This is a genomic window from Micropruina sp., from assembly GCF_027492755.1.
Classification (GTDB): Bacteria; Actinomycetota; Actinomycetes; order Propionibacteriales; family Propionibacteriaceae; genus Micropruina.
In genome coordinates, this window is sequence record NZ_JAPUED010000140.1 from 1 (window position 1) to 9,969 (window position 9,969).

9 protein-coding genes are annotated in these 9,969 nt (G+C 68.6%); 4 read left to right on the top strand and 5 right to left on the bottom strand.

Annotated elements, in window-relative coordinates:
• Nucleotides 1-673 (bottom strand): DEAD/DEAH box helicase (locus Q0066_RS10130; RefSeq protein ID WP_366521514.1); only part of this gene is annotated, 673 nt, incomplete at its 3' end.
• 454 nt (nucleotides 674-1,127) lie between these two features.
• Here Q0066_RS10130 and Q0066_RS10135 point away from each other — a divergent pair.
• Nucleotides 1,128-1,280, top strand: coding sequence for a hypothetical protein (locus tag Q0066_RS10135; RefSeq protein WP_298132540.1), 153 nt, complete (start codon nucleotides 1,128-1,130; stop codon nucleotides 1,278-1,280).
• A complete protein-coding gene (locus Q0066_RS10140) occupies nucleotides 1,277-2,743 on the top strand; it encodes a diacylglycerol kinase family protein (protein WP_298132542.1) in 1,467 nt (488 codons plus the stop codon). Before Q0066_RS10135 ends, Q0066_RS10140 begins: the two co-directional genes overlap by 4 nt.
• Before the next feature lie 72 nt (nucleotides 2,744-2,815).
• Here Q0066_RS10140 and Q0066_RS10145 read toward each other — a convergent pair whose 3' ends face one another.
• The 3 genes from Q0066_RS10145 to Q0066_RS10155 form a co-directional block, all read right to left on the bottom strand.
• Nucleotides 2,816-4,210: a gluconate:H+ symporter gene (locus tag Q0066_RS10145; RefSeq protein ID WP_298132543.1), complete on the bottom strand. Its 1,395-nt coding sequence runs from the start codon at nucleotides 4,208-4,210 to the stop codon at nucleotides 2,816-2,818.
• A 73-nt stretch (nucleotides 4,211-4,283) separates the two neighbouring features.
• Nucleotides 4,284-5,918: a D-aminoacylase gene (locus Q0066_RS10150; RefSeq protein WP_298132545.1), complete on the bottom strand. Its 1,635-nt coding sequence runs from the start codon at nucleotides 5,916-5,918 to the stop codon at nucleotides 4,284-4,286.
• A gap of 9 nt (nucleotides 5,919-5,927) precedes the next feature.
• Complete coding sequence (locus Q0066_RS10155; RefSeq protein ID WP_298132547.1) at nucleotides 5,928-7,241, bottom strand: amino acid deaminase; 1,314 nt, start codon at nucleotides 7,239-7,241, stop codon at nucleotides 5,928-5,930.
• A 150-nt stretch (nucleotides 7,242-7,391) separates the two neighbouring features.
• Between Q0066_RS10155 and Q0066_RS10160 the strand changes: the two genes are divergently transcribed.
• On the top strand, nucleotides 7,392-8,153 hold the full coding sequence (locus tag Q0066_RS10160; RefSeq protein WP_298132549.1) for an IclR family transcriptional regulator: 762 nt from the start codon (nucleotides 7,392-7,394) through the stop codon (nucleotides 8,151-8,153).
• The gene (locus Q0066_RS10165) at nucleotides 8,153-8,554 is read left to right on the top strand and encodes a RidA family protein (RefSeq protein WP_298132551.1); all 402 of its coding nucleotides are present in this window, start codon (nucleotides 8,153-8,155) and stop codon (nucleotides 8,552-8,554) included. The genes Q0066_RS10160 and Q0066_RS10165 overlap by 1 nt, the downstream gene beginning before the upstream one ends.
• 107 nt (nucleotides 8,555-8,661) lie before the next feature.
• Here the strand turns inward: Q0066_RS10165 and Q0066_RS10170 are convergent, their stop codons facing one another.
• Nucleotides 8,662-9,867 carry a crosslink repair DNA glycosylase YcaQ family protein gene (locus tag Q0066_RS10170; protein WP_298132553.1) on the bottom strand — a complete coding sequence of 402 codons (1,206 nt, stop codon included), beginning with the start codon at nucleotides 9,865-9,867 and terminating at the stop codon, nucleotides 8,662-8,664.
• Nucleotides 9,868-9,969: the final 102 nt, after the last annotated feature.

Genomic DNA, 9,969 nt, shown 5'->3' on the forward strand with positions numbered 1-9,969 from the left:
CGGAGATGATCAGCGGCGTCCGGGCCTCGTCGACCAGGATCGAGTCGACCTCGTCCACGATCGCGTAGTGGTGGCCGCGCTGCACGCAGTCGTCCAACGAAAGCGCCATGTTGTCGCGCAGGTAGTCGAACCCGAACTCGTTGTTGGTGCCGTAGGTGATGTCGGCGGCGTACTGCTTGCGCCGCTCGGCCGGCGTCATGTGCGCCAGGATCACGCCCACCTCGAGCCCGAGGAAGTGGTGCACCCGGCCCATCTGCTCGGACTGGTACTTCGCCAGGTAGTCGTTGACCGTGACGATGTGCACGCCCTTGCCGGTCAGCGCGTTCAGGTAGGACGGCATCAGCGCGACGATGGTCTTGCCCTCACCGGTCTTCATCTCGGCGATGTTGCCCCGGTGCAGCGCCACGCCGCCCATCACCTGGACGTCGTAGGGGCGTTTGCCGAGCACCCGCCTGGTGGCCTCGCGGACCGTGGCGAAGGCCTCCGGCAGGATCGCGTCGAGGCTCTCGCCGTCCTCCAGGCGCTTGCGGAACTCGTCGGTCTGACCGCGCAGCTCCTCGTCACTCATCGCCTCGAAGTCGGGTTCGATCATGGCCACCTGATCGGCGACCTTGCGCAACTCTTTGAGCTTGCGCCCGTCGCCCATGTGCAGCAGCTTGTCCAGAACACCCACGGTGGTTTCAACGCTTCCTGGTCGATGACAGTCCCGCGCCATCTTAGTGTGCTCAGACACCGTCGCCCGCGCAGCGTCGCCGCAGCCCTCGGCCAGACCTCCGGTGGACCGTGGGGACGGTTCCTTTCGTACCGCCAAGTGTCGCTCAACCCCTGGCGAAAGTGGACCGCGGGGACGGTTCTTTTCGTTCCGCTGGATCGCGAGGACGACTTCTCTTGTGGCGGACGTGGGTCGAAGGGACGGTTCTTTCGGTCTGCGGGGCGGCGAGGGACGATTCTTCTCGAGCGACTTTCGGCGCGAATGGGCCGAAAAGAACCGTCCCCGCGTACCGCGTCCCGGTGGGCTGAGCGCTCCGGTTGGAGAACCGTCCGCGCATGATGTCGAGAAACCGCGACCGGCTCCGTCCCCGGTGGAGGGCCGACCACAATGGTCGGCACCGAACCGAGGAGTCATGATGGCCAAGTACCTGCTGCTCAAGCACTACCGGGGTGCCCCGAAGGGCGTCAACGACGTGCCGATGGAGTCCTGGACGCCGCACGAGATCACCCCGCGGTTAGGGTCGAGCCCAGGCCTGGCCGTCCGGTCCGGCGGATCGAGGACGACATGACCACTCCCAGGCACCGCAACGACACCCTTCACGAACTCGACGTGGCGCTCTTCCACGCGGTCGCCGACACCGAGAGTGACACCCTGGACTGGACGATGCCGCGGCTGACCGGCCTCGCCGACCACTCGAAACTCTGGATCGGGATCGCCGCGCTGCTCGCGGCCACCGGGTCGAAGCGGGCACGCAGAGCCGCCGTCCGCGGCCTGACCACCCTGGCGGCGACCAGCCTGATCGCCAACCAGGTGGCGAAGCGGCTGAACGGGCGAGCCCGGCCCTCGCTCGAGCAGGTGCCATTGCCCCGGATCGCGCGACGGATGCCGGCCTCCACGTCGTTCCCGAGCGGGCATGCCGCCAGCGCAGCCGCCTTCGCCGGTGCGGTGGCGACCGAGGTGCCGGCGTTGCGGGTCCCGCTCACCGCTCTCGCTGGGCTGGTTGGCCTCTCCCGGGTGGCGACCGGTGCGCACTATCCGTCGGACGTCGCGGCCGGCTTCCTGCTGGGAGCCGGTGTCGCCGCGCTCGGACGCCGCCTGATGCCGCCGTCCACCGCCTCGCGCGACAGCGATCCACATCGCACGTCGGAGCAGGTCGGTCCTCGGCCCAAGGGCGCCGGTCTGACCCTGGTCGTCAACCCGGCCTCGCACAGCGGCCGCGGCGCCGAGGTGCTGCATGAAGTCCGGCGTCGCCTGCCCAAGCTCGCGGTGGTGGAACTCGATGAACACGACGACGTCGCCGACGTGATGCGCAAGGCCGCAGCGGACGCGGAGGTGCTCGGGGTGGCCGGCGGCGACGGCACCGTCGCGGCAGCTGCCGAGGCGGCGATGGCGGCCGGCATACCGCTGGCGGTCTTCCCGGCCGGAACGTTCAACCATTTCGCCAAGGCACTCGGCATCGGCCGGCTCAATCGTGCGGTCCGGGCCGTCCGACGCGGCACCGTCACGACCGTCGATGTGGCGTATCTCAACGACAAGCTCTTCCTCAACACCGCCAGCGTCGGTGCGTACAGCGATTTCGTGGCGGCCCGGGAACGCCTTGAGCGAATCATCGGCAAGCCGCTCGCGGCCTGCTACGCCGCCGTCCGCACCCTGCGCGAAGGCTCCAGCGTCACCTTGCGGGTCGACGGGCGCAGCTACCGGGCGTCCTGGGTGTTCCTCGGCAACTGCCGGTATCAGCCCAGCGGCTTCGCGCCCGCTTTCCGCGACCGGCTGGACGACGGACTGCTCGACATCCGCATTCTCGATCTGCCGCGCGGGCGAGGCTGGCCCAGCTTGCTGGCGGCACTGGCCACCGGACGGCTCGCGACCAACCGGCACTATCACGAGCTGACGGCGTCCGAGCTGACCGTCGAGGTGCAATCCGGTCCGACCGAGGTGACCCGCGACGGTGAGCTGGGTGAGGCGTCCGAGACGTTGCAGCTGCGCGCCGAGCGTCGCGCCCTCACCGTGTACTGCGCCGGCGGCAAGTAGCGGTGCTCCGGACGTGATTCGGCCCGGCTCAACAAGGCGTTGAGCCGGGCCGAAGAGACGCTCCGCCGCCGGCTACCTGACGAACAGGAACAGGATCGACGCCATCGCGAAGCCGACCACCGACAGCACGGTTTCCAGCACCGTCCAGGTTTGCAGGGTCTGCTTCACCGTCATGTTGAAGTACTTGGCGATGATCCAGAAGCCGCCGTCATTGACGTGGCTGGCGATGATCGAACCGGCCGAGATCGCCATCACGATCAGCGCCAGCTGCGGCTGGGTGTACTCCCCGCTGGTCAGCACCGGCGCCAGGATGCCGCCGGTGGTGACGATCGCCACCGTCGCCGAACCCTGCGCGATCCGCATGCCACAGGCGATCACGTAGGCCGACACGATCAGCGGCAGACCAGCGGCCGAGAGGGTACCGGCGACCGCCTTGCCGACACCGGTCGCGGCCAGCACCGCACCGAAGAAGGCACCCGCGCCGACGACCAGCAGGATCATGCCGACCGGCTTCAGCGACGAGCCGCTCAGCTCGCCCAGTTCCTCGGCGGTCATGCCCTGCCGGAAGCCGAGCAGCCACATCGCCACCAGGACGGCCACCGTCAGTGCGATACCCGGGTTGCCGAAGAAGATCAGCGTGTCGCGCAGCGCACCTTCGGGGGCGAAGATGTTGCCGAAAGTGCCGCCGAGAATCAACAGCATCGGTAGCCCGATCACCAGCAGGACGACGCCGATGCTCGGCTCGTGACCCTTGGCCTCCTCGGCCTCGGGAACGATCCGGTCCTCGGGCACCGGGACGATGATCCGCTTGCCGATCCAGGTGCCGAACAGAATGCCGCCGACGAACCAGGCCGGAATGCCACAGGCCAGGCCCATGATGATGATCCAGCCCAGTTCGACGTGGAACAGACCCGCCGCGGCGACGGGGCCGGGGTGCGGCGGCAGGAAGGCGTGGGTGATCGACAGGCCGGCCAGCAGCGGCAGCGCGTACAGCACCAGCGACTTCCCGCCCCGGACGGCGGCGACGTAGATCAGCGGCGCCAGCACGAAGATGCCGATGTCGAAGAAGACCGGGATGCCCAGCACGAAGCCGGTGATGCCCATGGCGAGCGGGGTGCCCTTCTCGCCGAAGATGCCGACCAGCTTGCCGAGCAGCACTTCGGCGCCACCTGAACGTTCCAGGATCGCGCCGAGCACCGTGCCGAGGCCGATGATCAATGTGATGTGGCCGAGGATGCCGGCGAAGCCCTTCTCGATCAGGGCGTCCGAACTCTTGATCGGGGTACCGACCAGGTCGGGAATGCTCACGCCGCCGGCCAGGGCCACCAGCACGCCGACGCCCACGAGTGCGATGAAGGGTTCGACCTTCAGCTTGATGATCAGGAACAGCAGCAGGGCGATGCCGAGCCCGGCCAGGGTCAGCAGACCTGCCGTGTCCTGGCGGAGCCAGGTAAGGAAGGCGTCCATGTTTCTCCATTCAATGGTTGGGGTGACCGGGCAGGGTCAGCGCGGCTGAGACGTCCGGACATCGGGGTGGGGGTCAGCCGTCGACGCTTGCCGTCCCCTTCGCGGTGCGACGCAGGGCTCGTCCGGCCCGGGCACCGGTCGGCGCGCCGTCGGCGATGGCGGCGACACCGTTGACGAACACGTGGCTGATGCCGGCCGCTGGCTGCCGCGGCTCCGGGAAAGTCGCCGTGTCGGCGATGGTGTCCGGGTCGAAGAGCACCAGATCGGCCGCATAGCCCTCGCGGACCAGGCCCCGGTCGACCAGCTTGAGCCGGGCTGCGGGGCGTCCGGTGAGGTGATTGACGGTCTCCTCCAGGCTCATCAGGCCCAGCTCGCGGCAGTAGTGGCCCAGGTAGCGCGGGAAGGTGCCCCACGCGCGCGGGTGCGGCTTGCCGCCGACCAGCAGCCCGTCGCTGCCGCCGGTGTGCACCGGGTGCACCATGATCGCCCGCACGTTCTCCTCATGGCCGACGTGCTGCAGGATGCCGGTGCCGCAGCGGTCGCGGACCAGGATGTCGACGAAGGTGTCGAACGGCTCGGCACCACGCTCGGCGGCGATCTGCTCGACGGTCTTGCCGACGATGTCGGCCAACTCCGGGTTCTGGACGCCGCTGATCTCCAGCGTCTCCCATTCGGCGATCACGCCGTGGCACCCGTCCGAGCCGTCGACTTCGAGTGCCTGGCGGATCCGGGCCAGCGTCTCCGGGTTCTGCAGCCGCTCCAGGGTCGCGTCGATGCCGCCGGACGCGCTCCAGCTGGGCAGCACCGCGGCCAGCGTGGTGGCGCCCGGTAGGTAGGGATAGGTGTCCAGGGTGATGTCGACGCCGTCGGCGCGGGCCGCGTCGATCAGCGCCAGCAGTTCGGGTGCCCGGCCCTTGTTGACCCCGAAGTTCATGGTGGCGTGGGCCAGGTGCAGCGGGCAGCCGGTGACCCGGCTGAGCTCGATCATCTCGGCGTAGGCCTCGAGCGCACCCTTGCCGTAGGAGCGCTGGTGCGGGTCGTAGAAGCCGCCCAGTTCACCGACGGTGGTGAGCAGTGCCTCGAGTTCGGCGGTGTCCGCATACATGCCGGGGGTGTAGGTGAGGCCGGACGACATGCCGATCGCGCCCTCCTCCATGCTGTCGCGGATGACCTGCTGTTGCCGCGCGATCTCCTCGGGGGTGGCCGGACGCTCGTCGAAGCCGACCACGAGCCCGCGCAGGGTGCCCTGCGGGATCAGGTAGGCGGCGTTGGTGGCGATCCGGTTGCCGTCGGCGTCCGGGCGGTCGAGCCGATCGAGGTACTCCCCCACGCTCCGCCAGTCCCAGTCGAAGTCGTCCGGGTTGGAGTTCCAACCGGCGATCTGTTTGCGGACGCCGTCCAGGGTGCGATCGTCGACCGGCGCGTAGGACAGGCCGTCCTGGCCGAGCAGCTCGGTGGTGACGCCCTGGCTGAGCTTGGCGTAGTGGTCGGGGTTGACCAGCAGCTGCAGGTCGGAATGCGCATGCATGTCGATGAAGCCCGGGCTGAGCACCAGTCCCGTGCCGTCGATCACCGTGCCGGCATCGGTGAGCGTGCCGGGGTCGGCGATGCGGGTGATGCGGCCGTCGGCGATCTCGACGTCGGCCAGGTAGCGCGGGTCGCCGGTGCCGTCGACCACGGTGACATTGCGGATCAGCGTGCTGGTCATTTCTCTCCCTCAGAAGAACGTGCGGACCGTGCCGACGACGACGGGGTTGTCGGGGTCGACGGCCGTGTCGAGCACCGGCATCAGTGTCCACTTGTCGAGCGCGGTACAGGGGTGCGACAGGCCGAGACGCACCACGTCGCCGGGCCGGACGTCCAACTCGGCCGGGTAGGTCATGAAGGCGTGCTGGTCGTTGACCTGGGTGATTCGCGCACCGGTCAGCGGTTGCAGCGGCTGACCGAGGTCGCGGGCGATGCCCTGCGGGATGGGCAGGCCCTCGTCGACCGGCAGGTCACGTTTGCCTCCCTCGAGGATCGCCAACCCGGGCTCGGTGCGCGAGACGACCCGTGCCCAACCGTGCATCGCCGAGACGAAGGCGTCCTCGGCGTCCGGGTCCCTACGGGAGAACGGCGAGATGCCACGGTAGAAGCCGTCGTCGTGGATCACGTAGGCGCCGCTGCGCAGCAGCACCTGGACGCCGGGCGCGGCCAGCGGACCGAGGATCTCGACCACGTCGTCGAAGTAGGCGCTGCCGCCGGCGGTCAGGATCACCTCGTCGGTCTCGTAGGCGTCCTCAGCGGCGAGGGTCTCATGCAATCGCCGGAAGTCGGTGAGGTAGGCGCGGACGGGTGCCAGGCCGGCCTCGTCCCAGGTGTGCGAGAGCGCGCCCTCATAGCCGCTCACCCCGCCCAGCCGGAGCCGCGACGCCGCCTTGATGGCGCGGGCCACCTCGAGCGCGGCGTCCGCGCCGCGGGCACCCGTCCGGCCGCCGTGGCCACCGATCTCCACCAGAATCTCGAGCGGGCCGGCGTCGGCGGCGTCCAGCACACTCTGCAGGTGCTCGACCCCGGCGACGGAGTCCACCCAGGAGATGATGCGGGCACCACCGGCGACCTGTTCGGCCACCCAGCGGATCGCTTGGGGATCGGTGACGCTGTTGGCCAGCATCAACGTGTCGACCCCGAACCGGCGCGCCACCCGAAGTTGTGCGGCGTTGGCCAGGGTGATTCCCCACGCGCCGGCGGCCAGCTGCTGGGCCCACAGCGCGGGTGACATGGTGGTCTTGCCGTGGGGCGCCAGTCCGACACCGTGTGCGGCACACCAGGCGGCCAGCTTGGCGACGTTTCCGCGCAGCGCCGCGTCGTCCAGGGTGAGCAGCGGAGTCTGCAGATCGCCCAGGCGAACCGAGCCCGAACTGAACTCGGACGCCGTTCGGCCGTGCAGGGTGGCAGGGACGGCCTTGTGCCGCCAGTCGAGCACTTCGGTGCCGAGCTGCGCCACGGCGTCCGCATCTATTCGGAGCTGCCGGGATTGACCCTCGCCCATGACTGGTTCACCCTTCTCTCAGACCACGTCGTCTAAAGCCGTCATGCGTTGCGTATATTGCAATGTTGATTGCATTTTTCGCGAGGCCATGTCTAGCATTGGGCTCGTCCAGCGTCAATAGACGTTCTGGTGAGGCCGAGCGGAGTCCCGATGAGTCAGAGCGTGCGACGCGCCCTGGACCTGCTCGCCCAACTCGCGTTCGGACCTGCCTCGCTCGACGACCTCGCCCACGACGCGCCGGTGCACAAAACGACGGTGATGCGGTTGCTGCACAGCCTCGCCGAGAAGGGTTTCGTCGTCCGGGACTCCCAGCAGCGGTACACCCTCGGTCCGCGGTTCTTCGAGCTGTCAACCCTCGCACTGGAGCAACGTGACATCCGAACGATCGCCCGCCCGCATCTGATCCAACTGGCGGCCCGCACCGGACACACCGTGCACCTGGCGGCATTCGAGGGCCCCGACGTGGCGTACCTGGACAAGATCGAGTCACGGCAACCGGTCCGGATGTATTCCAGGATCGGCCTGACCGCAGCGCTGCACGCCGCCGCGGTCTCGAAGGTGCTCCTGGCCGGGCTGCCCCCGCAGCGCCGGGAGAGCGTGGTGGCCGGTCTCGCCTATCGCCCGCTCACGGCACGGACCATCACCGACCCGGCCGTGCTGCTCGCCGAACTCGACAGGGTGGCGGCCCAGGGCTGGGCCGTGGACCTCGCCGAACACGAGGAGTTCGTGCACTGTGCCGCCGTCGGGGTGCGTGACGCTCGTGGCAGTGTGGTGGCCGCGGTGTCCTGCTCGGTGCCGGCGGTGCTGCTCGAGGGCGGACGCGACATTCACGACCTGATTCCCGACATCAAAGACTGCGCCGAGGCGATCTCCACCGATCTCGGCTGGATCCCCATCGAAAGGACCGAATAATGGCCAAGGAAATCGTCCTCACCACCGACGCCCCCGCGCCGGCCCATGTCTTCTCTCAGGGGGTGAAGAAGGGCGGCCTGTTCCAGGTCTCGGGTCAGGGCCCGATGGACCCGGTGAGCAACACCTACATCGGCGCCGGCGACGTCCGGGTGCAGACCCGGCAGACCCTGGAGAACGTGAAGGCGATCCTGCTCGCCGGCGGCTCGTCCGTCGAGGACGTCATCATGTTCCGCGTCTACCTGACCAAGCGCGAGGACTTCCCCGCGATGAACGAGGTGTACGGCGAATTCGTCCAGGAGAACTGCCCCAGCGGCCAACTGCCCGGCCGCACCACCGTCTTCGTCGACCTCCCCCACGAGGTGATGCTCGTCGAGATCGACGCCCTCGCCGTCACCGACTGAACCCCGCCCCCTCCCGCTGGTTGAGCTTGTCGAAACCAAGACGACACCACCGTTGGTTGAGCTTGTCGAAACCAAGCGAGGTCTCAACCAGCTCGACCAACGGGTGATCAGAAGACGGACGCAAGATCGCGTGCCAGCGTGCCGCGATCCGCTACGGCGACGGCGTCCAATCCCAGCCAGCCTGCCATCAGCTGCAACTCGTCCCTCAATCGCGACGCCACTTCGGGCCGCCGCGGTTCGGCGTCCGGCTCCAACCAGGCGGACTGCACCTGTAGGACGCCGAGCGCCCGCTCGGCCTTGAGATCGACGCGTGCCACCAGTTCGTCGTCGGCGAGGAACAGGTACACGTAATAGCCGTAGTCGCGCTGGGCTGCGGGGGTGTAGATGCCGATCCGATAGTGGACCCCGAACAGCTCCAGTACTCGCGGCCGGTGATGCACCAGCGTGTCGAACGGCGCGATCAACGCCTGTCCCTGGAGCCTTCGCGGACGCCGCGCATCGGTCGCCAGCCAGAACTGTTGCGGTAGCCCCGCCACCTGGACAGGTTCGAGGAGTCCCGTCGACTCCAGCCGTGCGATGGACGCCCGCACTGCGGCCCCGCGCAGATAGAAGTACTCCGTGAGCGTCTTGAGGTCGGCGATACCCAGGGCGTTCGCCGCCCTGGCCAGAAGCACGTCGTAGGACTCTTCGTCGCTCGGGTCTTCCCGGGCCAGCACTGCGGGTGGCAGAACCCGCGCAGCCAGGTCGTAGCGCCGTTCGAAAGCGCTGTTGCGGTCGGCCACGCCGACGGTGCCGCTGTCGAACAGATACTCCAGGACGTGTTTCGCCTCGGACCAGTTCCAGCCCCAGTGTTCCTTGCGGCGTTCCTCGGCGTTCTCGATCTGCCGGGCGGACAGCGGTCCGCCCTGGGCGACGTCGGCGAGCACCCGATCCACCAGATCAGGCTTGGCCTGCAGGATGCGGCTCAGCGCCCTCCGCTCCCCCGCGGCGCGCCGCCGCATCGCCATCCGTAGTGCTGGTTGCAGGCCGACGTCGATCAGGCAGGCGGCATGACCCCAGTACTCGAACAGCCGTCGCGGCGCCCGTCCGGCGGCTCGATCGAGAAGATCCCGGTCGTAGTCACCGAGCCGGCTGAACAGCGGCATGTAGTGCGCGCGGACCGCCACGTTCACCGAGTCGATCTGGAACTGCGCCACCCGGTCAATCACCTGTTGCACCTGCCGCATGGTCACCGGCCCGGACGGCCGCGGCCGTCCGAAACCCTGGGCGGCCAGCGCGATCCGGCGCGCCTGGGCAATGCTGAAGGTCGGCATGGCCCGCATGCTATCCACCCCCTCCGACAGATTCTCAGTGCCCGCGTCCGGTACGGAGGGACGGTTCTTTTCGTCCCACTCCCGGTACGGAGGGACGGTTCT